Origin of the sequence: Rhodopseudomonas faecalis, assembly GCF_003217325.1 — a bacterium.
Taxonomy (GTDB): Bacteria; Pseudomonadota; Alphaproteobacteria; order Rhizobiales; family Xanthobacteraceae; genus Rhodopseudomonas; species Rhodopseudomonas faecalis.
On sequence record NZ_QJTI01000019.1, the window covers coordinates 48,921 to 72,723 of the forward strand.

The window sequence follows — 23,803 nt, forward strand, 5'->3', positions numbered from 1 at the left end:
CGAGGCGCAGGCGCCCAGCCGAGCGGTTTCGTCCTGAGCTCCACGCCAGACCTGGCCGAATCCCGCGGCGTCACCTTCGCGGTCCACGGTCCCGCGGCACCCGAGCCATTCGGTTCCGCCGCCTCTCATCGCCCCCGGCGCACCGACCGTGCATCCGCTCCAAAACGTCATTGCCGGCACCAGAACACCACGCAGCCATCACGACACCCATTAACTGAACCGTACGTTCGGTTATCATTTATCTTGACGCCACTCCCTTGTCAATAATACCGTACGTTTGGTATCGTTAATGGATGGGCAGATGACACGCCCACCGAGAAGACTGGAGACCTGATGGCCAGAGTACGAACGGAAGCGAAGCGCGAAGCGATCCTGGAGACCGCGGCGGAAGTGTTCACAGAGCGCGGGCTGGAAGGCGCCTCGATGTCTGAGATCGCCAAACGTCTCGGGGGCTCGAAGGCCACGCTCTATGGCTATTTCCCCTCAAAGGAGAACCTGTTTGTCCATGTCAGCCTGCGGGTGGTCGGCAAGGAGGTTATTCCGATGCTGGCCAGCCTGCCCGAGCGAGCCAATGAAGATCCGCGCCAAGTGTTGCTCGATGCCGGCCGGCATCTGATGGCGCGGGTGTCGGACCGGAACGCCACCAACGCCTATCGGCTGGCGGTGGCGCATGGCCGCGCCGGCAATCTCGGCCGCATCTTTCACGACACCGGCCCGGGACAGGGCGCAAAACTGCTCGCGGCCTATATCGAGGCCGCCACCAAAGCGGGCCGGCTGTCGGCCACCAACCCGAACGCCGCCGCCTATCATCTGCGCGCGCTGCTGGAGTCGGAAACCGCCTATCGGCTGCGCTTGCAGCTCGAGGCCGAGATCAGCCCCGAGGAGCTTGAGGAAACGATTGCGCGGGCGGTCGATGTGTTTTTGGCGGCTTACGGCCCCAAGACGACGTCAAGCGACACTGCAATATCAAGCGACACCACGATCGGCTCGCGTGACGACGACGCGCCGGACCAGGCCGTTACAGCATCGGCTGCATTGCAACCGGAATCATCGGAGCTTTAATCGCATTGGCTGGCAACGCCACTGCACGCGCGATGGCCGGGCTCGTCCCGGCCGTCGACGTCTTGGATCTAGCTCAGCCTTGAAGACGCGGATGCCCGCCCAACGGCTCCGCATGCGGTCCGCTTCGCACCATAGCATCAGCACCAAGGGAAAACGGCTGCCGCAGCGCCCATGGCTGCGGCCACGCTCTGTGCGACCACGACACACGCGGCGCGGTCAGCGCCACTGACGCATTGCATATTGAGCGGATATCGAGCTGTTTTGAAGACGCAGCTTACGAGCACTCACCGGCTCGCGTTCTGCCCTTCGCGGTTGCCACCTTGCCGTGAGACAAGAATGGCAGGAGTGGAGAGGCTCGAACTCCCAACCCCCGGTTTTGGAGACCGGTGCTCTACCAATTGAGCTACACTCCTACGCGGCGCTTCTATAGCGAAGGCTGAAGCCGTCGTCACCTCCGTCTTTCGACAAATCTGAGGATTTTTTTCGCGGCGGCGATCCGCCGTGTCGCACCGCGCTGTTGCTGTTGCAGCCGCAACTCTTTCTCAATCCAACACAATTGCGCTGTGCCCACCCGCCCAAAAACAACAGGCGCAGGAACGCTGGGTTCCTGCGCCTGTGCAGATCACGATCGCCCGGGCGCGGAGCGCGACCGGACTCGCCGTTATTCGATGATCGAGGCGACCACGCCGGCGCCGCCGCAAGTGCGATCCATCGCACTTGCGCATTTTCGATTCGGTTGGAGCTGACGGTGCGGCGCTTCGATCATTCGATGATCGAAGCGACCACCCCTGCTCCCACCGTGCGGCCACCTTCGCGGATAGCGAAGCGCAGCTTCTCTTCCATCGCGATCGGCACGATCAGGTGCACTTCCATCGCGATGTTGTCGCCCGGCATCACCATCTCGGTGCCTTCCGGCAGGTGCACAACACCGGTCACGTCGGTGGTGCGGAAGTAGAACTGCGGACGGTAGTTGGTGAAGAACGGGGTGTGGCGGCCGCCCTCTTCCTTGGTCAGGATGTAGGCTTCAGCCTTGAACTTGGTGTGCGGCTTCACCGAACCCGGCTTGCACAGCACCTGGCCACGCTCGACGTCCTCACGCTTGGTGCCGCGCAGCAGCGCGCCGATGTTGTCGCCAGCCTGGCCCTGGTCCAGCAGCTTGCGGAACATTTCAACGCCGGTGCAGGTGGTCTTCTGCGTGTCGCGGATGCCGACGATTTCGATTTCGTCGCCAACCTTCAGAATGCCACGCTCGACACGGCCGGTCACCACGGTGCCGCGGCCCGAGATCGAGAACACGTCTTCCACCGGCATCAGGAACGGCTGGTCAACCGGACGCTCCGGCTGCGGGATGTAGGCGTCGACCGCCTTCATCAGCTCCAGCACCGCCTCATGGCCGAGCTTCGGGTTGCTGTTCTCAAGAGCAGCCAGCGCCGAACCCTTGATGATCGGAATGTCGTCGCCCGGGAAGTCGTACTTGGACAGCAGCTCGCGCACTTCCATCTCGACCAGCTCGAGCAGTTCCGGATCGTCGACCATGTCGCACTTGTTCAGGAACACCACCAGCGCCGGAACGCCGACCTGGCGCGCCAGCAAGATGTGCTCGCGGGTCTGCGGCATCGGGCCGTCAGCCGCCGACACAACCAGGATCGCGCCGTCCATCTGCGCCGCGCCGGTGATCATGTTCTTCACGTAGTCGGCGTGGCCGGGGCAGTCGACGTGCGCGTAGTGACGGTTCTGCGTCTCGTACTCAACGTGCGCGGTCGAAATGGTGATGCCGCGGGCCTTCTCTTCCGGCGCCTTGTCGATCTGGTCATACGCCGTGAACGTCGCGCCGCCGGTCTCCGCCAAAACCTTGGTGATCGCCGCCGTCAGCGACGTCTTGCCATGGTCAACGTGACCAATCGTGCCGATGTTGCAATGCGGCTTCGTACGTTCAAACTTTGCTTTAGCCATCGCTCTCCATCCTTATCCGCGCTGGAATTTCGCTGCGGCGAAACCGGCGCTGGTTACTGCGGAATTCCAAGCTATTCAAGCCAGAACTTCTATGGCAGGCTGAGTAGTGAGCAATCAACACTGCTCATTTGTAGCCAGACCAACATCGGGAGATGCCCATGCCTTCCTCGGTCAGCTCAACCTCCCCACAGCCTGCAAAACCCACATTGCCGCAAGACCGGCCGGACGCTCTGGGATTGTCATCACAGCGTCTTCAGAAAATGTCAGACGCGTTCAAGCGCGAGATCGACAAAGGCACGACGCCGGGGGTGATCATCCTGGTCGCCCGCCGTGGCGCGGTCGCTTGGTTTGAAGCGATGGGACGTCAGAGCCCGACATCAGATCGGCCGATGTCGCCTGATAGTATTTTTCGCATTTTCTCGATGACCAAACCGATCGTCTCAATCGGCGCCATGCAACTGGTGGAGGATGGCGAGCTGCTGCTCGACGACCCGTTGACCAAGTACATTCCAGAATTCTCCAATCAGAGCGTTGCCGTGCTCAGCGGCGGCAACCTCGAATTGCGGCCTCTCAATCGGCCGATCACCATTCAGGACCTGCTACGTCACACCTCTGGCCTCGCTTATGACCATATTGGAGTGGGCCCGGTGCAGAAGATGTACCAGCAGGCGCAGGTGAACAGTCGAAAGATCACCAATGCCGAACACGCCAGCCGGATCGCGTCGCTGCCGCTGCTATGCCAACCCGGCACCGCCTGGAACTACAGCCGCTCAACCGACGTGATTGGCCGGGTGATCGAGCTGGTGTCGGGCCGATCGCTCGGCACGTTCCTGACCGAGCGTGTTCTGACGCCACTCGGCATGAACGATACCGGCTTCCATACGGCGGCTGCCAATAAGAGCCGCATTGCAGAACCCTTTGCGACCGATCCCTGGACCGGCGACCAGATGGTGCTGTTTGATCCGCTGGAGGTGCCGGTGATGGAATCCGCCGGCGGCGGCCTGGTATCGACCACCATGGATTATGCGCGTTTCTGCCAGATGCTGCTGAACGGCGGCACGCTCGAAGGCACCCGCATCATCGGCCGCAAGACGCTGCAACTGATGACCGCCAACCACCTGGCGCCCAACCTGCCGACCGACGCCAGCGTCCTGCCGCCGGGCCACGGCTTTGGGCTCGGCTTTGCGGTGCGCACCGGAGCCGGATTCGCGCCATTCTCCGGCTCGGCCGGACAGTTCTTCTGGAGCGGCATCGCCGGCACGTTCTTCTGGGTCGACCCGGTGGAACAATTGTTTGCCGTGATGATGTCGCAGGGACCTGGCCAGCACGACTACTATCGGTCGCTGGTGCGCGATGTGGTGTACGCGGCGGTGGAGTAATCACCGCACTCTCCAGGAGTCATTCCGGGGCGCGAGCGCAGCTCGCGAACCCGGAATCTCGTCGCAACAATCTCGGGATTCCGGGTCCGCCGCTACGCGGCGCCCCGGAATGACGTGTTCGGATTGGTAGGCAAGGTCTGATTGGCAGAGAACGCCCGCGCCGTCATTGCGAGCCGCAGGCGAAGCAATCCAGGAGCCTTGAGCACGGAGCTCTGGATTGCCTCCGACAACTAACTAATCGTCGCGCCGCCGTCGATCACCAGCGTCTGGCCGGTCATGAACGTGCCGGCCGGCGCGGCCAGAAACACCGCGGCGCCGGCGATCTCGTCCGGCTCGCCGATCCGCGACAGCGGCGAGCGCGACGTGGAAGCTTTCAGCGTGTCGGGGTTCTCCCACAGCGCGCGCGCGAAATCGGTCTTGATCAGGCCGGGCGCGATACAGTTCACCCGGATGTTGTACGGGCCGTATTCGCACGCCAGATTGCGCGCGAGCTGCATGTCGGCGGCTTTCGAGATGCAATAGGCGCCTATCACGGTCGAGCCTTTCAGCCCGCCGATCGAGGAAATGATGGTGATGCTGCCGTCCTTGCGCTGCATCATCTGCGGCGCCACCAGGCTGATCAACCAGTGGTTGGAGACAATGTTGTTGTCGAGGATTTTGCGGAACTGATCGTCGCTGATCTTGGCTTGCGGCCCGAAATACGGATTGGACGCGGCGTTGCACACCAGCGTGTCGATCGTCCCGAACTTGGCGTTGGTCTCCTCGACCAGCGTCTTCAGCTCCTGCTTGGTGGAGATATTGGCCGCGACTGCCAGCGCCACTTCGCGGCCGTGCCGGTCGTTGATCGCCTTGGCAACCTCATCGCAGGCCGGCTGCTTGCGCGACGAAATCACCACCTTGGCGCCGTGCTCGGCCATCCGCTCGGCGATCGCACGGCCGATGCCGCGCGACGAGCCAGTGATGACCGCGACTTTTCCCGTAAGATCGAACAACGACATCTGGATCTCCCCTGGCCCGGCTGCACACCGGCGCCGCCCTGTGATTATTGCCGACACGCGCGGTGATGGCGCGTGCGGGTGAGCTTACAGCCTCTTCAAAAGATCAAGCAGCGGCTGTAGGTCACAGCATAGCTTGCCTCAGTTGCGTTGCCCGTGTCACGCGCGGCCGACCTGCGAGGCACCGATGCAGAGCTATTCCGCATCACGGTACAAGAACAAACTCTGGAGGATACGTTCATGGGGCGCCTCGAAGGCAAATCCGTCATCATCACCGGCGCGGCGAGCGGCATCGGCCGCGCCGCAGCGCTGCTGTTCGCCGCCGAGGGCGCGAAGCTGATTGCCGTCGATCGCGCCGAGGCCGTTCATGACACGGCCGAACAGGCACGGCAGCAGGGCGGCACCGCCCAAGCGATGATCGCCGATGCCGGCTCGGAAGACGACGTCAAAGCGATGATCGCCAAGGCGATCGCCAGCCATGGCCGGCTCGATGCGCTGTGGGCCAATGCCGGCATCAGCGGCGGCCTATTGCCGCTGGCCGAACAGAGCGTCGAGCATTGGCAGGACGTGCTGCGCATCAATTTGATCGGGCCGTTTCTGGCGATCAAACACGCGATGCCGCACATGATCGCGCAAGGCGCCGGCGCGCTGCTGTGCACCGCCTCGGTGGCGGGACTGAAGGCCGGTGCCTCCGGCCATCCCTATGCCGCCTCAAAGGCCGGCGTGATCAGCCTGGTGCAGACCACCGCCTATTCGCTGTCCGGCACCGGCGTGCGTATCAACGCGATCTGTCCCGGCCTGATCGAAACCGGCATGACCAAGCCAGTGTTCGACGGCGCGCGGGCCCGCGGCACCGAACACAAGATCGGCCAGCTCAATCCGCTGAAACGCGCCGGTCAGCCGCGCGAACTCGCCACCATGGGGCTGTTTCTGCTCAGCGACGAAGCCTCTTACGTCAACGGCCAGGCGATCGCCGTGGATGGTGGGCTGTCAGCCTCGATGCCCTACACCGGCAAGCCGATCTAAACGGCGTCCCGTCCGCGAACGCGAGCAACCATCCCGGGCCGTCATTCCGGGGCGTTCGCCGCGACCGCGGCGGACGAACCCGGAATCGCTATCTTTCTACAGCTCGAGCGAGATTCCGGATCTGCGCGCCAAGGCGCGCATCCCGGAATGACCAGATCAACAGATGCAAGTGCGCGTTTCTCGCGGGCCATGATGATGGCGCATGCCTCATAAAAAAGGGCGCGACCGGAATCCGATCGCGCCCAAGGTTTGCGAGCTCAAGGCTTGCACGGCGCACGGCTTGAGCGCCGTGGCTTGATTCATAGTCAGCCGCAGCGCGGCGTTATTGGGCGCCGGCCTGCTGCGCGTAGTGCCAGGCCGCCTTCGACAGCGGCACGGTGCGCTTGGCGGTTTCGATCGCCTTGGCATTGGCCGCGGTGCCGTCGCGAATCCGGCCGGCAATGCCCTGCGTGATGCAGGCCAGCCGGAACAGATTGTAGGCGAAGTACCAATTGACGTCCGGCACATCCGGCCGGCCGCTGGCCTTGACATAAATGGCGATCGCTTCTTCCAGCGTCGGGATGTTGAGCGCTTTCAGATCGACGCCGCTCAGCCCCGGCATCACCCATTGCATCAACAGATAGGTAAAATCGGCCATCGGATCGCCGAGCGTCGACAGCTCCCAATCCAGCACCGCGATCACGCGCGGCTCGGTCGGATGGAAGATCATGTTGTCGAGCCGGTAGTCGCCATGCACGATCGACACCCGCTGCTGCTCCGGCACGGTGCGCGGCAGCCATTCGATCAGCTTTTCGACCTCGGCGATGTGCTCGGTTTCCGACGCCTTGTACTGCTTGGTCCAGCGATCGACCTGCCGGGCGAAATAATTGCCCGGCTTGCCGAAATCGGCGAGCCCGATCGCTTCCGGATCAAAACTGTGCAGCTGGGCCAGCGTTTCGATCTTAGCGGTGAAGATCGCGCGCCGGGCTTCCGGGCTTTGGTTCGGCAAGGTCGGGTCCCAAAACACCCGGCCCTCTTCCATCGACATGATGTAGAACGCCGCGCCGATCACCGCGTCGTCCATGCACAGCGCATAGGCCTTCGCCACCGGAAAGCCCTGCTTGCCGAGCGCGGAGATCACGCGAAACTCGCGATCGACCGCATGGGCCGACGGCAATAGCTTGCCGAACGGCTTGCGGCGCAGCACGTAGCTGCGCGTCGGCGTATCAAGCCGGTAGGTCGGGTTGGATTGCCCGCCCTTGAACTGATTGACGCTCAAGGGGCCCGAAAACCCCTCGACATGCTCCTGCATCCAGCGCTCGAGGCTCGCCTCATCAAACTTGTGACGCTCCTCGACCGGCTTGGTGCCGGAAAACTCCTCGTCGTTCCTCACGCCATCAGCCACTGCGGCGCTCCCTTCGCATTGTTCGACGCCCGTGTCAGCCTATGCCGCAAAGGCACGGCTCAGCGCGCAGGCGCGTTCGCATACTTCTTCATTTCCAGCCTGGCAATGGCGCGATTATGCACCTCGTCCGGGCCGTCGGCGAGCCGCAGCGTACGGATATTGGCATAGTCCTTGGCGAGCCCGGCCTCGTCGGCGACACCGGCGCCACCGAATGCCTGAATGGCATCGTCGATGATGCGCAGCGCCATGCGCGGCGCCGCCACCTTGATCATGGCGATTTCGAGCTGCGCGGTCTTGTTGCCGACCTTGTCCATCATGTCGGCGGCCTTCAGGCACAGCAGCCGGGTCATTTCGATGTCGATGCGCGCTTCGGCGATGCGCTGTTCCCACACCGAATGCTCGATGATCTTCTTGCCGAACGCGGTGCGCGAGCCGAGCCGCTTCACCATTTTCGACAGCGCTTCCTCGGCCTTGCCGATGGTGCGCATGCAGTGATGGATGCGGCCCGGGCCGAGCCGGCCCTGGGCGATCTCAAAGCCACGGCCCTCGCCGAGCAGCAGATTGGAGGCCGGCACGCGCACGTTTTCCAGCAGCACCATGCCGTGGCCGTGCGGCGCGTCGTCAAAGCCGAACACCGGCAGCATCTTTTCAATGGTGATGCCGGGTGTGTCGAGCGGCACCAGGATCTGCGATTGCTGCTGATGCCGGGCAGCGTTCGGATCGGTCTTGCCCATCACGATCGCCACCTTGCAGCGCGGATCGCCGACGCCCGACGACCACCATTTGCGGCCGTTGATGACGTAGTGATCGCCGTCGCGCTCGATCCGGGTTTCGATATTGGTGGCATCGGACGACGCCACCGCCGGCTCGGTCATCAGAAACGCCGAACGGATCTCGCCATCGAGCAGCGGCCGCAGCCATTTGCGCTTCTGCTCAAGCGTGCCGTAGCGGATCAGCACTTCCATGTTGCCGGTGTCGGGCGCCGAGCAGTTGAACACTTCCGACGCCCAGGCGATGTGACCCATCTGCTCGGACAGTAGCGCGTATTCGAGATTGCTGAGACCAGCGCCGTGGAACTCATCGTCGTCATGCGGCGACGGCGGCAGAAACAGGTTCCACAGCCCTTCGGCCTTGGCCTTCTGCTTCAGCTCCTCCAGCACCGGGATCACCTTCCAGCGCTCGCCCTCGGCGTCCTGCTGCTTGTAGATCGGCACGGCGGGACGGACATGCGCATCCATGAACGCGCTGACGCGGTCGAGCCATTCGCGCTGGCGGGCGGACATCGTGAAATCCATCGGGCGATCCTCAGTTTGTTCAAACATGTTGGCGGCACGAACGACCGCGGCCGGCGCTGCGCTGACCGCAACCGAAAACCGATCCGGCCCTGCTGCGCTTGGCGCCGCGAGTTGCAGCGCATTGACTTTGCCGGACCGTCAAACGATGATTTCATACAGGCGTTTGAAATGCAAGCCACCCCCAAAGGCGCTGAATGGCATCGGACCAGACCAGAACCGCAATTCTCCGCGCCGCGGAACGGCTCTATGCCGACCGCGGATTTGCCGACGTGACGCTGCGCGACATCGTCGCCGAGGCCGGCGTCAATCTCGCCGCGGTCAACTACCATTTCGGCTCCAAGGATGAGCTGATCACCGAGCTGTTCGTCACCCGCTCGATCGCTACCAATCGCGAGCGCCTGGCCGAGCTGAAAGCAGCGGAAGCCGCGGGCGGTGGCCGCGCGCCGATCGATGCGGTGCTGCGCGCGCTGGTGGCGCCGACCTTGCGCGGCTGTTTTGGCCCGGAGGGCGAACGCTCCGACGCGGCGCGGTTCATGATCCGCGCCTCGGTGGAAGCGGTCGCGCCGATCCGCAAGATCAAGAATCGCGAGGTCGATCATTTGCGCAAATTCGCCGCGGCGATGCAGCGCGCGATGCCGGAGTTGCCCGAAGTCGAAATCTATTGGGGCCTGCATTTTGCGCTGGCGATGGCGCACCACACCATCCGCGACAGCGAACGCCTGCAAAAACTGTCGGAGGGGCAATGCGATCTCGACGACGTCGAGGCGATCGTCGATCGCGTGGTCAATGCCGCGGTGCTGGCGCTGCAGAGCGGGACCAAACTTGGCGAGACCAAAGCGAGAAGCCGACGCGCCAATTGAAGTCGCGCCTCACGGTCGCCCTGTCATTGCGAGCGTAGCGAAGCAATCCATGCCGCACAGCGAGACCTTGGATTGCTTCGTCGGCTGCGCCTCTTCGCGATGACGGAGAAAGACGTCCTTATCGGCGCTGGCGCGGCGGGCACCGCATCAGCCTGAGCACTGCGCTCCCCAGATACAACAAAGGCACGCGGCCTGAGCCGCGTGCCTTGAAGCTGCATCGAACCTTGCTGCCGCGTCAGGCGGCGGCGAGGCCCTTGGCATCGAACAGCCCCTCGAACAGGATCGACGACAGATAGCGCTCGCCGGAATCCGGCAGGATCACCACAATGGTCTTGCCGGCATTTTCCGGCTTCTTGGCGAGCCGCACCGCCGCCGCCACCGCCGCGCCGGACGAGATGCCGGAGATGATGCCCTCCTCGCTCGCCAGCCGCCGCGCATAGAGCAGCGCCTCGTCATTGCTGACCTGCTCGATGGCGTCGATCAGCGACAGATCGAGCACCTCCGGCACAAAACCGGCGCCGATGCCCTGGATCTTGTGCGGGCCGGGCTTGAGATCCTGCCCCGCGCGCTTCTGGCTCAGCACCGGGCTGGCCTCCGGCTCCACCGCCACCGACTGGATTTTTTTGCCTTTGGTACCCTTGAGGTAGCGCGACACGCCGGTGATGGTGCCGCCGGTGCCGACGCCGGCCACTAAAATATCGACCGCACCGTCAGTGTCGTTCCAGATCTCCGGACCGGTGGTCTCCTCATGGATCGCCGGATTGGCCGGGTTCTTGAACTGCTGCAGCAGCACGTAGCGGTCCGGATCGGAGGCGACGATTTCCTCGGCCTTGGCGACCGCGCCGCTCATGCCCTTGGCGCCATCGGTCAGCACCAGTTTGGCGCCAAACGCGATCAGCAGCTTGCGGCGCTCCAGGCTCATGGTTTCCGGCATGGTCAGCGTCAGCGGAATGCCGCGCGCCGCCGCGACAAACGCCAGCGCGATGCCAGTGTTGCCCGAGGTCGGCTCGACGATCTCCTTGCCCGGCCCGAGCACGCCGCGCTGTTCGGCGTCGCGGATCATGGCCGCGCCGATCCGGCACTTCACCGAATAGGCCGGATTGCGGCCTTCGATCTTGGCCAGCACCGTGGCGGGCGCGCCCTCGGTGACGCGGTTCAGACGGACCAGCGGCGTGCGGCCGATCGACTGCGCGTTGTCCTGAAACCAGTTTGCCATGCTCAAAACTCCCTGAAAGAGGCCGCCGCCGGTGGCGCCTCGCCTCGCATCTGGAGGAAATTGTTATCCTCTCGCGCCGAAACTGCCTATATCCACGGTCCAAGAACCGGAAAAAGACAAGGTTTCCACCGATCGCCGGATTTCCTATGGAATGAATTTCTCCATCCATGCACCGGCACGGAGAAATGTTCGCCTCCTAACGCGGCCCGAACCGCCCCGGTTCCAGGGCGGCGGCGAGTCGGCGCCTTGGCAACGCCTGCGGCCGAACGACCGGTTCGCCGGCCGGCTTGATGGCGATCAAGGAAGCTGATGGCGGAATCCTTATCGCAGGTCCAGATAACGGCGCGTCAGCCTCTCCTTACGGGTCGCGGCAGCTATAGCGGAGTGCACCATGTTTCATCTGATCTCGATCTGGCTGACGCGCATCGTCGTGGCGGGCGTGGCGATCGCGCTCGCCGTGATGTACGTGATCCCTGGCTTCTTTGGCGAACAGCCCGCTCAGGTGTCGGCGCCGCTGCAAGCCGAACGCCCGATCGCCCCGGCAGCGCCGGTCGCCCCGGCGGTCGCGGCCACCCCGCGCAGCGAACCGGCCCCTGCTCAGCCGAGCCATGAGGCGACGCCGGCCGCCGCCGACAGCGCTGAGGCCAAGTCTGAACTCAAGACCGACGCGCAGCCGACAGCAGACGCGCAGCCGGCGGCGGAAGCCGCCGCCACCCTGCGGCCGTGCCAGCCGATCGCCCGCACCGCGAGCGGCGCGCTGGTCTATTCGATGGACTGCCGGCGGTTACCCGCCGAATAACGATCAGCTCGGCCTCTCGCCTTACAGCGAACACCGCCGCGTCCGATCGGCGCGGCGCGGCATCGTCACGCTGACGGCTCAGCGTCTTCCTGCGATCTCTGCCCCTCTAGCACCGGGAAGAACTGCCGGTCCTCCTTGAGCAGATGGGCCACCACCACAATGTTGACCAGGAATTCGCGCAGCTCGCGCAGCGAGCTCTCGCCGCAGGCCACGGCTTCCTTGAGCTGACGCGCGCGCGACAACAGCCGCTCATGCTCGACCTTATGCGCATCAAGCCGATCATAACCGACCGCCTCGAGCACTGACTCTTCATAGGAGAAATGCTCGGTGACGTGCGCGATCAGTATCTCGACGATATCGATCACCTGGGGAACTTCCAGGCTCTCGACATGCGTGCTGAGAATGACATTGGCAATATCGAACAGCTCGCGATGCTGGCGATCGATCATCACTTCGCCGCAGGCATAAGAACGATGCCAAACCAGTTCAACCGTACCACGGGCGCGCTGAGGAGATTGCGAGCTGTCGTCCAGGTTGCTGCGGTCGCGTCCTGACTGCTTGGCGGCGTACATCCAATGATCGGCGCGCTCGATGAAAGCTTCCGGCGGCTCGTCGAACCGGTGTTCGGCGGCTCCAATCGATACGATCAGCCGTCCCAGGTTTTCATGCGTTGAACGGCGATGCAGTTCGCGAGCCGCGATCGCGGCCTGAATCTTCTCGCCGAGCAGCAAGGCCCCTTCCAACGACGTGTTCGGCAAGATGATCGCAAATTCATCGCCGCCATAACGGCACACGATGTCGCCATGCCGGGAACTCTGTTTGATGGTGGAAGCTGTCAGCCGGAGAATATCATCGCCGATGATGTGGCCGTGCCGGTCGTTGAACATCTTGAAATTGTCGACGTCGATCAGCAGCAGCGCCAGCGGCTGCGCGTTCGCGCCATCCTTCAGCAGTCGCGCCAGCGAGGCATCGAAATATCGACGATTACCGACATCGGTCAGCGGATCGATCATGCTTTCCAGACGGACCTGGTCGAGCTGGTCCTGCAAATCGCGCAAGTGCTCCGCCGTGCTCTTCAGCCGGCCAACCAGCTGCGAGTTGGTCGATTGGATCTCATCGGTCCAGGACATCAGTTCGCTGACCAACTGCCGAAGGCCGCCATCGACCCGTTCGATTGCCAGCCGCGGCGCGGCGTTGGAGAGCCGCTGCTCGTAGCCCTGCGCAGCACCCGACGCCTCTTCGATCACATCGACCAGCGAGTTCGACTGGACGTGCACCTGACTGCCGAGCGAGCGGATCCGTTCAGCGGCTTTGTAGGGGGTCAGGTATTGCTCATGGATCTGAGCCATCTGCAGCCAGCTTGGCTTCGGGCTGGTGGCGAGTAGCCGGTTGAGCGCTTCGACCAGCGGCCGATTGCGCCCTGAATAGTATGAGAACCAGAGATCGAAACTTTTAGGTTCAAGCGCCAAGTCCAGTTTCTTAATCTGTTGCAGCGCCTGCACGGCAATCAGTTCAGTCCATTTACGATCTGCATCCGCGTACATGCTTCACACTGGCGGTGCCAGCTCCGTTCATTGCAATGAAACGAGATATCTTGACAGCGGATCATCTCGCATCGATCCAAATTCTGACTCAGCTACTTCCAATCGACTTTATAACCTAGAACGCGAAACTTTTTAACAGCTCAACAATACTTTGAACTCTTGAAACATCAGACGCTTCAATCTGACATAGCTACCCCCTTTCGCAAGCTCGACGTTATATTAAATCTGTCATATTGCGATTGCCTAAGGTTCAGCAGGCTGATCTGGCGTGGCTGGCTTGGCAACGGGCCACTTGACGAGGATTGCGTCACGCGGTCGCGAGCAGGAACTCGGCGAGCGTTCGAGGGCATTCCGCCCCAGGGGCAAAGCTTGAAGACGTGATCAGACCGCCAAGCTCGGCGCGGGCCTCTGAGGGGCTGTAGCCGTAGCGGTGACGAAAAGCGCGGCTGAATTCCTGCGAACTCGAGAACCCGCAGGCTTCGGCGATCTGATGAATGCGGCGCAGATCGCTGCTATTGACGATGGCGCGGCGCGCCGCTGCCAGCCGGCAGTTGCGAATGTAGCAGGCAACACCACCGAGTGGTTCAAACAGCCGATACAACACGCTGCGCGACACGCCAATGCTGAGCGCGAGGCTCGCCGGCGTCAGATTGGGATCGGCCAGCCGCGCGTGCACGGCACAACGAGCGCGCTCGCCCAGGCTGATCATCAAGCCCTCGCGCGCCTGTTCGGCGTTAGGAGGCGTCGGCACCAGACAGGCCGTGATCATGGCCTCGGTGGCGCGCCGCACCGCCGGCAGGTCCTCATGCCGCATCGAAGGCAGCCGGCGCTCCAGCGCCAGCAGATAGTCGGTCAACAGCCCGCCGCACGGCGTATCGAGCATGCTGTTGCTGATCCGGTCGAGCTGGCCGGCGATATTGGGAAACACATCGCGCGGCATGAACAGCATCAAGGTTTCGATGTCGCGCATCTCGCCATAACAGGCTTCGCCCAGCGAATAGAAGCCGAGCTGGCCGCTGGCACCGCGCGAGATCCGCTCGCTGGCGCCGCAATCGCTGATGGTCCAATTGTTCCCGGATTTCAGCAAAAACAGGTACCAATGATCGGCCAGCGTGGCCCTCACCCGCTTCGGCGTGCGCGCAAAGCACGCGCCCGGATTGCGCTCCTGGCACAACGCCAGCGTGCCGAGGTCCCAGATCGCCAGATCGACCGCGCCGGTTGCAGGCTGATTCACGCTCGGCGTCAGCTCCGCCACAGGGCTCATATGCTCGCGCCACGAGTCAAAGCGCTGCTCTGGCGGCAAATCTGCTGTGGTGAACCGAAACGGTTGCAGCAGTGATGAGGGCGAAGCCATGTCCATGCGGTGAGTCCCGGCGCGACGCCACCGCTTGATCAATCCACGCCTGCCCTTCCCCCTTCAGGGGACACGATATGAAGGCCGTCATGGGTGATGGCACTGACGTTATTGGACAAAAAAGGCTAGGTCCCGCCCTGGGAACCGTCAAGCTGGGCCGCGTACTCAGATCACGCCACAGCGCGGCGTCGCTCTGTGATCAGTCATTAGCAAAGACCAACACCAGCCAACGCCGCAGCAATAACTGACAACAGGCTCGGCGGAATGCTGCGACGCCGTTGATCATCGGCCTCTGATTGACGGTCGTCCATCATCCTGTTGGCCGCATGTGCCAGCGCGTCCCGCGTGGAACTTGCCATGATCGATCACGGCCAAAGCCACCTCTTACCGTCGTCGCGGGACACCGCCGCACCGTCGCCGAACGCGCGCAGCGATGCGCACCATCACGGAATAAGTGTGAACCACTTCTGCGTGCACCCTTCTCAATATACACCATTACGGCTATGCTCGCTTGCGCCGGGTGATATCGACCGGCCAGCGAAGCGCACCGCAGGTCGGCGAGCTTCGCGCAAACGCACCGAGAGGCGATCCGATCTGGCCTCCTCTCGCAAAAACTTGGTCTGGCGACAGCGGCGCCGAGGCCAGCGTCCCTTGTTTCAAACCGCTGACGCCTAAGACGAGATCATGCCGAGCACGCCGAAGAAGAACCGCCACCAGCCGATGACACAAGAGGAGTTTTGCAGCGCCCTCGCCACATTGGGACTCAATCAGGTGACCGCCACCCCGCACCTTGGCATCTCGCTGCGCACCATCAACAGCTACGCCAATGGCCGCGTGATCCCTGCCCCGGTCGCCGTGCTGCTGCGCACCGCGCTCGCCCATCAGATTCCGCCCGATCGCTGGGGGTAGCGCGGGCTTGCCGACCGGACACAGCCGATCTCACGTCGCAATCCGATCTCACGTCGCAGGGGTGTCCCCCGGAGTGCACCCCCGGCGTATTTTTCAGATCGCGACTTCGGCTAAGTGTTGGAGCGGGTGAAGGGAATCGAACCCTCGTATTCAGCTTGGAAGGCTGCTGCTCTACCATTGAGCTACACCCGCGTCGGGCGATGCCTAACACAGCGGCCGGGCCGGCTTCAACACCCGTTCCCCATTTTCCGGCCGCACAGCGGCGGCTTGCCACAACCCTCCCACATCCTGGCCCCGGCCCGCATCGGCTCCCGGGGCCTTTAAGCCGCTCGGCGGGCTGGCTGGAACTTCGGCCTGAGCTTCGCCTTAGCCGCGCGCGCCAGGGTTCCCCGGCGAGCCAGCTTCCGCGCTCGGAACATAACCCTCCCCTTGCGGTTGAGAGCAGCACTCACGGCGGCGACCCAAGCTGGGGCGCGGTGGCACCCGCTGCCTGCCGCGCCAGGCCAGTGCCGCCACCCTCCAGATCTGGGAAAGGAACCGACATGAACCGTGCCGTTACCATGCTGAGCTGCCTGCTGATCGCGACCCCGATGATCGCTACGCAGGTTTCCGCGCAGTCATTGGGCGAGAAGACCGGCATCAATTCGACACTCGGCATCAGCCCCAGCGCCGCCGATTTCGCGCGGCAGGTCGCGCTGTCCGATCTGTTCGAGATCGCTTCCAGCAAGCTGGCGCAGACCAAGGGCAACGACGCGGAGAAGAAGTTCGCCGCGACCATGATCGAAGAACATTCCAAAAGCTCTGCGGAGCTGAAGCGACTGGTGAGCCGCGGCAACACCAATGTCGATTTGCCGGCGCAGCTCGACAGCGCCCATCAGCAGAAGCTCGACCGGCTCAGCCGGCTGAACGGCGCGGAGTTCTCGCAGGCCTACATCGCCGACCAGATCACGGCGCACAAGGACGCGGTGTCGCTGTTCGAGCGTTTTAGCAAAGGCGACGAGCAGTCCGAGCTGAAGCAATGGGCCAGCACCACGCTGCCGAAGCTGCAGCAGCATCTACAGATGGCGCAGCAGCTCGAAAGTCAGCGCGGCAACGCGCCCACGGTCGGCTCGTCGATCAAGTAACGCGCGAGGATAAAGCGCGACAGACCGGCAGGGCAGCGCTTCGCTTCTGATCACATCAGCAGCGAAGCGCGACGTCATGGCAGCCGCCCTTGCGGTCAAAAACTCCAGAACAGCCGGGCCCACACCGCGCCGCTGACAGCGACGGCGCTGGTGAATGGCAGCATCGCCGCCAGTTTTCGCCAGCGCCGCTGGCTGTAGCGGCCGATGATGCGCCAGCCGAGCCACAGCGACCACAATAGCGCGCCGCCGAGCAGCGCCGCGCGCAGCGGCATCAGCCCGGCGATCGCCAAGCCATTGTCGTGCAGCAGCCACACCGTCATGCGCGACAGCCCGAGCAACACCCCGCAGGCGGCGACCGGGATCATCGCCTGCACCAGATGATGGAAGCGCCGCGTCGACCAGTGCCCGATCGAGCGGGCCGCCAGCGCCAGGCACAGCGCGGCAAAGCCGCCGATCGCGGCGGCGATCACCACGATATAGCCAAGCAGCACCGCGCCATCGAGCAGCGTCATCACATCGCCGCGCTCGGGATGATGGGTGAGCAGCCACCACGGCGCGCCCTGCAGCGGCCACAGCCAGTCGTGGCGCAGCAGGAAGCCGGCGAGCTGCAACTTGCCCCACAGATAGAGTTCGCTGTCGGGCCAATGGAACGCGGCCGCGGCAATGCCGAGCAGCCCGAACAGGATCAGCACGGTTTCGACTGGCTTTGGCTCAGCGCCGGCGACCTCGACGATCTCGCGGTTCGGCGAGCGCCGCGCCAGCGTGATCGCGTCGCGATAGGAACTGCAGCGGCCGCACATATGGCAGGCGCTGGCGCCCTTCATGGTGCGCATCGGCACCAGCGGTGCGCAGTTTACCACCGGCGTTGCGCCGCGCGGCTTGTTCCAACGATCCCAGGCGGCGTTATCGACCCGAAAATGCAGCGGCGCCAGCTTGGCCAGCACGCCGAACACGCCATTCACCGGACACAAAAAGCGGCACCACACCCGCTTGTTGCGGCCCCACAACAGGCCGGTGATGATCGCGCCGGAGGTCGAGGCGCCGAGGATCAGCAGCGCCGAACTCGGATAGTGATAGACGCTGATCATCTGGCCATAGATGGTGGTGACCGCGAACACCACGAACGGCCAGCCGCTCCAGCGCATCCACAGCGGGATGCCGCGGCCGCGGCTGCGGCTGCTGACCGCTTCGGTGATGGTGCCCTCCGGGCATAGCAGCCCGCACCACGCGCGCCCGACCAGCACCATCGAGAGCAGCACCAGCGGCCACCACAGCCCCCACAGCACGAACTGCGCGAACAGCACGACATCGTTCCAGATCCGCGCGCCCGGCTCCGGCAACGGCGCCAGCACCGGCACGATCAAGAGTAGCAGATAGAGCCCGACCACGCTCCATTGCACGGCGGCGATGGCGCGCTGATTGCGCATCAGCCAGTCGCCGATCTCATGTAGCCAGAGATCGACACGCGGCGGCGGCGGCAATGCGGGGGTCGGTTCTCTCATGCGATGTGCCAGCGGCGCGGCGGGCGGCGCCAAAATCCGCGCGTCCCCTAGCACGGCCGGGGCGCCGATGCATCAGCGGGTTTTCGGCAAGGCGGCACGGGCAAGCCTGGAACCCAAGCCGGATCAACCACCTAGGATGGCGCGGGCGCCCGCGCCGGGCGCAACCGTGACCGCCGATCGGCGTTAACGGGCCATGGCGGACAGCACCCAATATTTCCGGGCTCATGCGGTGGCGGCGCTGCGCAAGGCGCGGTCGCTGCCGCTCGGCCGGCAGCGCGCCAAGCAGCGCATGGTGGCGCGGGTCTGCCACCTATTGGCCAAACAGGGCACGCCGCCGCCGCGCGGCAGCGCGCCGCCCGCCCCGGCGCGGTCTTAAGCCATCAGCGCCGGACGCGGATGCGCGCCGGCACCAGTTCCGGCAACAGCCCGGCGTGACGCGCCCATTGCACCAGCAAGGCGCCGACTTCCTGCGGCCGTTCCTCATGAGCGAGATGGCCGAGCCCCGGCATCCGCACCACCCGCGATCCCGGCACCAGCGCGTTGACGCGCAGCGCATCGTGCGGGGCAATGGTCTTGTCATTGCCACCGGTCACCAGCAGCAATTGCGTCGACAGCCGCGGCAGTTCGCCGGCCAGCGGCCGCAGTCGCCAGTTGGCCATCATGCGCAGCGCGGCCGCGACATGGCCCGGGCTGCAGGTCAGGCGCCGATAGAATTCGACGCCGGCCGGCTCCAGCGCTGAGCCGGTGTCGGCGATCATGCGCTCGATGACGCGCTCGCGGCTGGCGAATTGCGCGAACAACCGCGGCACCAGCGCGCTCGCCGCCAGCATGCCCGCCAGCGGCGTCATGATCCGCCCCGCCAGGCCGCCGATCGGCAGCATGGCGCCGTTCAGACCGATCAAACCGCCCGGCACGATGCTGCGATCAAGGCACATGCGCGCCAGCACCGCGGCGCCGGCGGAATGGCCGGCGACCAGCACCGGCCGATGGCCGAGCGTACGCAGCAGCGCAGCTAAGTCATGGGCCATCGCATCCAGCGACAGCCGCCGCGCGGGCGGCGTCTCGGTAAAACCGTGGCCGGGCAGATCGGGCGCCACTACAGTGAAATGCGAGGCCAGCAGCGGCGCCAGCCTCCGCCAGGAATGGGTGGCGGCGCCGGTGCCGTGCACCAGCAGCAGCACCGACCCCTGCCCCATCTGCTGCACATGCCAGCGCAGGCCCGCGGCCTGCACAAAGCGGCTGCTGTCGCGGTTCGGCCAATCGTGGCCGTCGCGTTCCCAATCCGGCTTGGCATGACCGGGGAATGACCTAAGGGTGGTGTGAGGGACCGACGAGAGAGGAAGGTGATCTTGGCTGCGCATCGTCGTTCTCCTGTCCGTTGGCGGCGATCCGGAAGGTGGAGAACTGATCGACGAGGTCTGCACACTCGGCATCGCACGGCTTGGCTCGCGCGGCCTGATCGATGCGCGCATCGTCTCGGCGCAACGCGAATCTGAACCATGAAACGAACGGCGCGCTGCGTTGTTCCTGTTCGCAATGCCTCGCACAAACAGCAGGTCACTCGATTAGTTGGCGCTCAGTTAGTTGACGCTCAATCTGTCAGCGCGCGCTGACAAAGCGTCCACCCTCAAATCGACCTGCCATGCTGGATTGACAGCAGACCTGTCAGGCTCGCGCGACAGCGCAGACCCTTTGGAACTAACCATGCACTGGTGGTTTCGTTCATCAAAGACGCGATCCGTTGGATCAGCGTTCGCACTATGGAGGAAGCCACGATGAAGATGTCACACTTCGCACAGTTTCTGCTGATCATCCTTGGCGGCGCGGCACGCGAGCTCGGCAGCGCGATGCGCCGCGGCCTGCGACGGGGTTCGCCGCAAGCGCGATGACCATTTTGCCTCAGCTATCCAAAAAGCGCGCGATCGCCGGGTCGGCGCGTAGCTGCGACAGCTGCTCGGCATCGGGCAGTTCTGGCCGGTCGCGCGCGGCATTGACCAGGCACAGAAAACCGAGCGACTCGCCGGCATTGGCACGGAACTGATGCCAGCTGTGCGGCGGAATGAACACCAGATCGCCGATCCCGACATCGCTGACTTGGTCGCCGACCAGACACTGGCCGCGGCCGCGATGGATCATCACCGCATGGACGTGGTCGTGGCGCTCGAGCGTGGAATGACCGCCCGCGCCGACTTCGAAATAGCGCCATTCGCAGCCGAGCTTTGGATCAGCAAATAACACCTGCCGGGTCACGTCGCGAAACGGTGCTTCGGCATCCTGCTTATAGGCCAGCAGCTCGACATCCTGCCAACGCCCCGGCCCCGCGGCGGGGCGCAGCGGCGGCAGCTGTGTGCTGGGCTTGCTGGTCGGATCGCTCATCGCTCAATCCTCGTTGTGCGCCTGATGCGCCGCGCCATGCTCGGCAACGGCGGCGACAAATTGTGCGGCGGCCGCGCCAAGCCGGTCACGTGCCGATAACAGGCTGCCGCCGATCAGCAGCATCACGTCTTCGCCGTAGCACGCCAACAGCTCCGGCACCCGATCAACGCTCATGCCGCCCGCCGGCACCGGCAGGCACGGCTGCAGCGGCGGCCACGGCGCACGCGCCGCGTCCGCCAATTGCCGGCAGGTGGCAGCACTATAGCCGAACCGGCCGCCGCTATGCGGAAACACCGTCGCGTCAGCGCCGAGCAGCCGGAACAGTTTGCCGAGCAGCAGCGGCGGCGCGATTCTGGCCGCACCGGCCAGCGCCGGATGGGCGATCACCGCCAGCCCTTCGGCTTCGCGCACCAGCGCATGAAAACTGGCGAGACCGACGATCATCGGCGCCACCAGCACGGCCGCAGCGCCCGCGGCGCGCGCCAGATCGAGCTGGCGGCGCAGATCATCGAGCGAGCCGGACAGATTGGGCGCATAAAGCGTGTGGCCGCCGCGCGCGGCATTGGCCTCGGCGACCGCGCGGCTGACCGCGCTGACCCGCGCCGCAAACGGGCTGTAGGCTTGGTCGGCAATACCGTGATCGTCCTTGATCAGGTCGATGCCGCTGCGCGCCAGCGTGCCCGCCAGATCGGCCAAGGCCGCTGGCGCCAGCCCCTGCGGTTTTAGCGCCGAGGCGGTCAGCGCCCGGCCGTGCGCGCCGCAGCGCTGCCGCAAGCCGGCGATGCCAAGCCGCGGCCCGCCGAATGCCGCCAGATAATCTTGCGGCCATTCGACATCGACCAGCGCGATATCATCCTGAAGCGAGCTGTTGCCGAACAGCATGTTGATCAGCTGGCCCGGCTCGGGCGGCGCGGTCACCGCCGCCAGCGCCAGCCGCACCGCAAAGCGCCCGGGCGCAAGCTTGGTGATGTCATCAACCCGCGCAACGATCTCATCGAGGATCGCCGGTTCGGGGACAGCCTCAAGCGGGCATTCGATGCTCTGCTCCAGCGCCAGCGCTTGCGCACGCGCCGCAATCGCGGCGGCATCGCAACTGAGATGATAAGTGGCGTAGAGACGAGACATTTATGCTGGTTCCGGTTGCAGCGCGCCGCACGCCAAAATGCGCGGCTCTGGCGATCAAGGCCAGCGCCGCCGGCACACGTTGATCCCACTGGCGGCCTCCCAGCCCTCGCCAGCAGACCGGCATGGTTCTACCGACCATCGCGGTGCCCCGCCGCCCGCTACACCACCTTACGGGACACAATCAACAGGCCACCCCACGAGAGAGTTGAGACCAAAACGCCCTGGTACTTTTGCTTTGCGCGCGACATTGAATGGGGAGAGGTTTGCTCTGACTGACAGGCCTAAGGCATACCGGCAATTGACGCTGCGTGATTCCGACAATCCCCATAGGTACCACACCGATGTCCCCACCCCAGCAAGCTTGCCAGGGGTAACTGGCAGACACTCAGCCCGCGCCTTGTCAATCATTCTTGGAAGAAGAGATTGGTGGGGGAGGCAGGACTCGAACCTGCGAAGCCATGAGGCGGCTGATTTACAGTCAGCTCCCTTTGCCACTCGGGACACTCCCCCGCTCCAAATCCGCCGGCCTTCCTGGCAGAAGGCATTGGCGATGGAAGCGAGCCCATACTTGGGCGCCCGACCGGGCGGGGTTATGGGCGAAGCCGACCCCCAAAGTCAACCGACGATCGGAAAATCTCACCAATAAACGCGGCCGTCCGTCGAATTGCCAAGCCGCGGGCGCCGTGAGACAAGCCGCGGATGACAGATTCTTCGCGAAAACATCGATTTGGACGCCCTGGCCGCACCAAGGAGCAGGCTGCGGCCGCGCGTCGCCCCGCTTGGCGCGACCGCGGCGAGCGCGGTGATGGCCCGGTGACCCTCTATGGCTGGCACACGGTCACCGCGGCGCTGGCCAATCCCAAGCGCAAGATTCGCCGCCTGTTGCTCACCGAGAATGCCGCGCGGCGGCTGACCGAAGAGAACATCCCGACCCGGGTGACGCCGGAGATGGTGCGGCCGAGCGCGATTGATCAGCTGCTCAGCCCCGACGCCGTGCATCAGGGGCTGTTCGTCGAGGCCGATCCGCTGCCCTCGCCCGACATCGCCACGCTGCCGCAGCAAGGCATCGTGCTGGTGCTCGATCAGGTCACCGACCCGCACAATGTCGGCGCCATTATGCGCTCGGCGGCGGCGTTCGCGGTCAAGGCGATCGTGATCACCGCGCGCCACAGCCCGGAAGCCACCGGCGTGCTGGCGAAATCCGCCTCCGGCGCGCTCGAGCTGGTGCCGGTGGTGACGGTACAGAATCTGGCGCGCGCGCTCACCGCACTCAATGAGCGCGGTTTTCTCACGGTCGGGCTCGACAGCGCCGGCGACGCCGATCTTGCCACCATCGAGCTGCGTGAGCCGCTGGCGCTGGTGCTCGGCGCCGAGGGCAAGGGCTTGCGGCAATTGACGCGGGACACCTGTAGCGCGCTGGCGCGGCTCGATCTGCCCGGCGATATCAAGAGCTTGAACGTCTCCAACGCCGCGGCGCTGGCGCTCTATGTCGGCTCAAGCCGCCTCGGGCTGATGGGCCGGTAACGCAGCGGCTGCCCAGCCTCGGGCACGCCCTGCCCGCGCCGGCCGCGGGCGTCTCGCCCCCAAAAAATAACGCACCATCAAAGATGGCCGGGACGCCCGGCCATAACGCGCTGCTGTGAGCGTCTGATACCATCGGGTCGTATCAATGACCGTCATACCCGCGCTTGTCGCGGGTATCCACGTCTTAAAATCGCTGCAAGATCAAAGACGTGGATGGCCGGGACGAGCCCGGCCATGACGTGCGGATAGGTTGGTATCAATCGCCGTTGGTATGACCTCCGCTGCGATCCGCTCCGGCGCGCTCCTTTCGCTTGTGGCCCGAGCTTGACGTCGCCGCGCGGCCCGGCTGAGCCGATGCCTCGACGGCGCATCCGCC

Annotated in this window: 21 protein-coding genes and 3 tRNA genes; 10 read left to right on the top strand and 14 right to left on the bottom strand. The window is 64.4% G+C overall.

Annotated elements, in window-relative coordinates; genetic code table 11:
• Positions 1 to 333: 333 nt before the first annotated feature.
• Positions 334 to 1,062, top strand: coding sequence for a TetR/AcrR family transcriptional regulator (locus BJ122_RS14260; protein WP_110781792.1), 729 nt, complete (start codon positions 334 to 336; stop codon positions 1,060 to 1,062).
• Between the two features lie 337 nt (positions 1,063 to 1,399).
• Here BJ122_RS14260 and BJ122_RS14265 read toward each other — a convergent pair.
• Together BJ122_RS14265 and tuf are read right to left on the bottom strand one after the other, a co-directional pair.
• Positions 1,400 to 1,475: transfer RNA gene (locus tag BJ122_RS14265), tRNA-Trp, on the bottom strand.
• Positions 1,476 to 1,824: 349 nt separating this feature from the next.
• The gene (gene tuf, locus BJ122_RS14270; protein WP_110781793.1) at positions 1,825 to 3,015 is read right to left on the bottom strand and encodes an elongation factor Tu; all 1,191 of its coding nucleotides are present in this window, start codon (positions 3,013 to 3,015) and stop codon (positions 1,825 to 1,827) included.
• 158 nt (positions 3,016 to 3,173) lie between these two features.
• On the opposite strand from tuf, the gene BJ122_RS14275 reads away from it, so the two are divergent.
• A complete protein-coding gene (locus BJ122_RS14275; RefSeq protein WP_110781795.1) occupies positions 3,174 to 4,394 on the top strand; it encodes a serine hydrolase domain-containing protein in 1,221 nt (406 codons plus the stop codon).
• 230 nt (positions 4,395 to 4,624) lie between these two features.
• On the opposite strand, the gene BJ122_RS14280 is transcribed toward BJ122_RS14275, so the two are convergent.
• The gene (locus BJ122_RS14280) at positions 4,625 to 5,392 is read right to left on the bottom strand and encodes an SDR family NAD(P)-dependent oxidoreductase (protein ID WP_110781797.1); all 768 of its coding nucleotides are present in this window, start codon (positions 5,390 to 5,392) and stop codon (positions 4,625 to 4,627) included.
• 237 nt (positions 5,393 to 5,629) lie between these two features.
• On the opposite strand from BJ122_RS14280, the gene BJ122_RS14285 reads away from it, so the two are divergent.
• A complete protein-coding gene (locus tag BJ122_RS14285; RefSeq protein ID WP_110781799.1) occupies positions 5,630 to 6,415 on the top strand; it encodes an SDR family NAD(P)-dependent oxidoreductase in 786 nt (261 codons plus the stop codon).
• 322 nt (positions 6,416 to 6,737) lie between these two features.
• Here the strand turns inward: BJ122_RS14285 and BJ122_RS14290 are convergent, their stop codons facing one another.
• Both BJ122_RS14290 and BJ122_RS14295 read right to left on the bottom strand, forming a co-directional pair.
• Positions 6,738 to 7,799 (bottom strand): phosphotransferase family protein, encoded by a 1,062-nt coding sequence (locus BJ122_RS14290; protein WP_110781800.1) that lies wholly within the window; start codon positions 7,797 to 7,799, stop codon positions 6,738 to 6,740.
• Positions 7,800 to 7,858: 59 nt separating this feature from the next.
• Positions 7,859 to 9,094: an acyl-CoA dehydrogenase family protein gene (locus BJ122_RS14295; protein WP_110781801.1), complete on the bottom strand. Its 1,236-nt coding sequence runs from the start codon at positions 9,092 to 9,094 to the stop codon at positions 7,859 to 7,861.
• Positions 9,095 to 9,288: 194 nt separating this feature from the next.
• Between BJ122_RS14295 and BJ122_RS14300 the strand changes: the two genes are divergently transcribed.
• Entirely contained in the window at positions 9,289 to 9,954 is a 666-nt protein-coding gene (locus BJ122_RS14300) for a TetR/AcrR family transcriptional regulator (protein ID WP_110781803.1), read from the top strand.
• A 235-nt stretch (positions 9,955 to 10,189) separates the two neighbouring features.
• Here the strand turns inward: BJ122_RS14300 and cysK are convergent, their stop codons facing one another.
• On the bottom strand, positions 10,190 to 11,170 hold the full coding sequence (cysK, locus tag BJ122_RS14305; protein ID WP_110781804.1) for a cysteine synthase A: 981 nt from the start codon (positions 11,168 to 11,170) through the stop codon (positions 10,190 to 10,192).
• A 391-nt stretch (positions 11,171 to 11,561) separates the two neighbouring features.
• Between cysK and BJ122_RS14310 the strand changes: the two genes are divergently transcribed.
• Positions 11,562 to 11,969: a hypothetical protein gene (locus tag BJ122_RS14310; RefSeq protein WP_110781806.1), complete on the top strand. Its 408-nt coding sequence runs from the start codon at positions 11,562 to 11,564 to the stop codon at positions 11,967 to 11,969.
• A 65-nt stretch (positions 11,970 to 12,034) separates the two neighbouring features.
• Here the strand turns inward: BJ122_RS14310 and BJ122_RS14315 are convergent, their stop codons facing one another.
• Positions 12,035 to 13,513 (bottom strand): diguanylate cyclase, encoded by a 1,479-nt coding sequence (locus tag BJ122_RS14315; protein ID WP_110781808.1) that lies wholly within the window; start codon positions 13,511 to 13,513, stop codon positions 12,035 to 12,037.
• A 307-nt stretch (positions 13,514 to 13,820) separates the two neighbouring features.
• The gene (locus BJ122_RS14320) at positions 13,821 to 14,747 is read right to left on the bottom strand and encodes an AraC family transcriptional regulator (RefSeq protein ID WP_245407738.1); all 927 of its coding nucleotides are present in this window, start codon (positions 14,745 to 14,747) and stop codon (positions 13,821 to 13,823) included.
• Between the two features lie 804 nt (positions 14,748 to 15,551).
• Between BJ122_RS14320 and BJ122_RS19040 the strand changes: the two genes are divergently transcribed.
• Complete coding sequence (locus BJ122_RS19040; RefSeq protein ID WP_146227201.1) at positions 15,552 to 15,776, top strand: helix-turn-helix domain-containing protein; 225 nt, start codon at positions 15,552 to 15,554, stop codon at positions 15,774 to 15,776.
• A gap of 118 nt (positions 15,777 to 15,894) precedes the next feature.
• Here BJ122_RS19040 and BJ122_RS14325 read toward each other — a convergent pair.
• Positions 15,895 to 15,968: transfer RNA gene (locus tag BJ122_RS14325), tRNA-Gly, on the bottom strand.
• Between the two features lie 350 nt (positions 15,969 to 16,318).
• Here BJ122_RS14325 and BJ122_RS14330 point away from each other — a divergent pair.
• Positions 16,319 to 16,900 carry a DUF4142 domain-containing protein gene (locus BJ122_RS14330; protein ID WP_110781811.1) on the top strand — a complete coding sequence of 194 codons (582 nt, stop codon included), beginning with the start codon at positions 16,319 to 16,321 and terminating at the stop codon, positions 16,898 to 16,900.
• Between the two features lie 95 nt (positions 16,901 to 16,995).
• On the opposite strand, the gene BJ122_RS14335 is transcribed toward BJ122_RS14330, so the two are convergent.
• On the bottom strand, positions 16,996 to 18,402 hold the full coding sequence (locus BJ122_RS14335; protein WP_110781847.1) for a 4Fe-4S binding protein: 1,407 nt from the start codon (positions 18,400 to 18,402) through the stop codon (positions 16,996 to 16,998).
• A 193-nt stretch (positions 18,403 to 18,595) separates the two neighbouring features.
• Between BJ122_RS14335 and BJ122_RS14340 the strand changes: the two genes are divergently transcribed.
• The gene (locus tag BJ122_RS14340; protein ID WP_110781813.1) at positions 18,596 to 18,778 is read left to right on the top strand and encodes a hypothetical protein; all 183 of its coding nucleotides are present in this window, start codon (positions 18,596 to 18,598) and stop codon (positions 18,776 to 18,778) included.
• A gap of 4 nt (positions 18,779 to 18,782) precedes the next feature.
• Here BJ122_RS14340 and bchO read toward each other — a convergent pair whose 3' ends face one another.
• Positions 18,783 to 19,763, bottom strand: coding sequence for an alpha/beta fold hydrolase BchO (gene bchO / locus BJ122_RS14345; protein ID WP_110781814.1), 981 nt, complete (start codon positions 19,761 to 19,763; stop codon positions 18,783 to 18,785).
• A 351-nt stretch (positions 19,764 to 20,114) separates the two neighbouring features.
• Here bchO and BJ122_RS19300 point away from each other — a divergent pair, with 351 nt between their 5' ends.
• Positions 20,115 to 20,291, top strand: coding sequence for a hypothetical protein (locus BJ122_RS19300; protein WP_181418963.1), 177 nt, complete (start codon positions 20,115 to 20,117; stop codon positions 20,289 to 20,291).
• A gap of 10 nt (positions 20,292 to 20,301) precedes the next feature.
• Here BJ122_RS19300 and BJ122_RS14350 read toward each other — a convergent pair whose 3' ends face one another.
• From BJ122_RS14350 to BJ122_RS14360, 3 genes are all read right to left on the bottom strand, one after another.
• Complete coding sequence (locus BJ122_RS14350; protein ID WP_110781816.1) at positions 20,302 to 20,778, bottom strand: cupin domain-containing protein; 477 nt, start codon at positions 20,776 to 20,778, stop codon at positions 20,302 to 20,304.
• Positions 20,779 to 20,781: 3 nt separating this feature from the next.
• The gene (locus BJ122_RS14355; protein ID WP_110781818.1) at positions 20,782 to 21,903 is read right to left on the bottom strand and encodes a RuBisCO large subunit C-terminal-like domain-containing protein; all 1,122 of its coding nucleotides are present in this window, start codon (positions 21,901 to 21,903) and stop codon (positions 20,782 to 20,784) included.
• A gap of 424 nt (positions 21,904 to 22,327) precedes the next feature.
• Positions 22,328 to 22,413: transfer RNA gene (locus BJ122_RS14360), tRNA-Tyr, on the bottom strand.
• Positions 22,414 to 22,602: 189 nt separating this feature from the next.
• Between BJ122_RS14360 and rlmB the strand changes: the two genes are divergently transcribed.
• A complete protein-coding gene (rlmB, locus tag BJ122_RS14365) occupies positions 22,603 to 23,427 on the top strand; it encodes a 23S rRNA (guanosine(2251)-2'-O)-methyltransferase RlmB (RefSeq protein ID WP_110781819.1) in 825 nt (274 codons plus the stop codon).
• The last annotated feature ends 376 nt before the right edge of the window (positions 23,428 to 23,803 follow it).

Excerpts from the sequence above, each read along its gene's own strand:
- BJ122_RS14260 (WP_110781792.1), top strand. The coding sequence starts at position 334 with ATGGCCAGAGTACGAACGGAAGCGAAGCGCGAAGCGATCCTGGAGACC.
- tuf (WP_110781793.1), bottom strand. The coding sequence starts at position 3,015 with ATGGCTAAAGCAAAGTTTGAACGTACGAAGCCGCATTGCAACATCGGC.
- BJ122_RS14275 (WP_110781795.1), top strand. The coding sequence starts at position 3,174 with ATGCCTTCCTCGGTCAGCTCAACCTCCCCACAGCCTGCAAAACCCACA.
- BJ122_RS14280 (WP_110781797.1), bottom strand. The coding sequence starts at position 5,392 with ATGTCGTTGTTCGATCTTACGGGAAAAGTCGCGGTCATCACTGGCTCG.
- BJ122_RS14285 (WP_110781799.1), top strand. The coding sequence starts at position 5,630 with ATGGGGCGCCTCGAAGGCAAATCCGTCATCATCACCGGCGCGGCGAGC.
- BJ122_RS14295 (WP_110781801.1), bottom strand. The coding sequence starts at position 9,094 with ATGGATTTCACGATGTCCGCCCGCCAGCGCGAATGGCTCGACCGCGTC.
- BJ122_RS14300 (WP_110781803.1), top strand. The coding sequence starts at position 9,289 with ATGGCATCGGACCAGACCAGAACCGCAATTCTCCGCGCCGCGGAACGG.
- cysK (WP_110781804.1), bottom strand. The coding sequence starts at position 11,170 with ATGGCAAACTGGTTTCAGGACAACGCGCAGTCGATCGGCCGCACGCCG.
- BJ122_RS14310 (WP_110781806.1), top strand. The coding sequence starts at position 11,562 with ATGTTTCATCTGATCTCGATCTGGCTGACGCGCATCGTCGTGGCGGGC.
- BJ122_RS14315 (WP_110781808.1), bottom strand. The coding sequence starts at position 13,513 with ATGTACGCGGATGCAGATCGTAAATGGACTGAACTGATTGCCGTGCAG.
- BJ122_RS19040 (WP_146227201.1), top strand. The coding sequence starts at position 15,552 with ATGCCGAGCACGCCGAAGAAGAACCGCCACCAGCCGATGACACAAGAG.
- BJ122_RS14330 (WP_110781811.1), top strand. The coding sequence starts at position 16,319 with ATGAACCGTGCCGTTACCATGCTGAGCTGCCTGCTGATCGCGACCCCG.
- BJ122_RS14335 (WP_110781847.1), bottom strand. The coding sequence starts at position 18,402 with ATGAGAGAACCGACCCCCGCATTGCCGCCGCCGCCGCGTGTCGATCTC.
- BJ122_RS14340 (WP_110781813.1), top strand. The coding sequence starts at position 18,596 with ATGGCGGACAGCACCCAATATTTCCGGGCTCATGCGGTGGCGGCGCTG.
- bchO (WP_110781814.1), bottom strand. The coding sequence starts at position 19,763 with ATGCGCAGCCAAGATCACCTTCCTCTCTCGTCGGTCCCTCACACCACC.
- BJ122_RS14350 (WP_110781816.1), bottom strand. The coding sequence starts at position 20,778 with ATGAGCGATCCGACCAGCAAGCCCAGCACACAGCTGCCGCCGCTGCGC.
- BJ122_RS14355 (WP_110781818.1), bottom strand. The coding sequence starts at position 21,903 with ATGTCTCGTCTCTACGCCACTTATCATCTCAGTTGCGATGCCGCCGCG.
- rlmB (WP_110781819.1), top strand. The coding sequence starts at position 22,603 with ATGACAGATTCTTCGCGAAAACATCGATTTGGACGCCCTGGCCGCACC.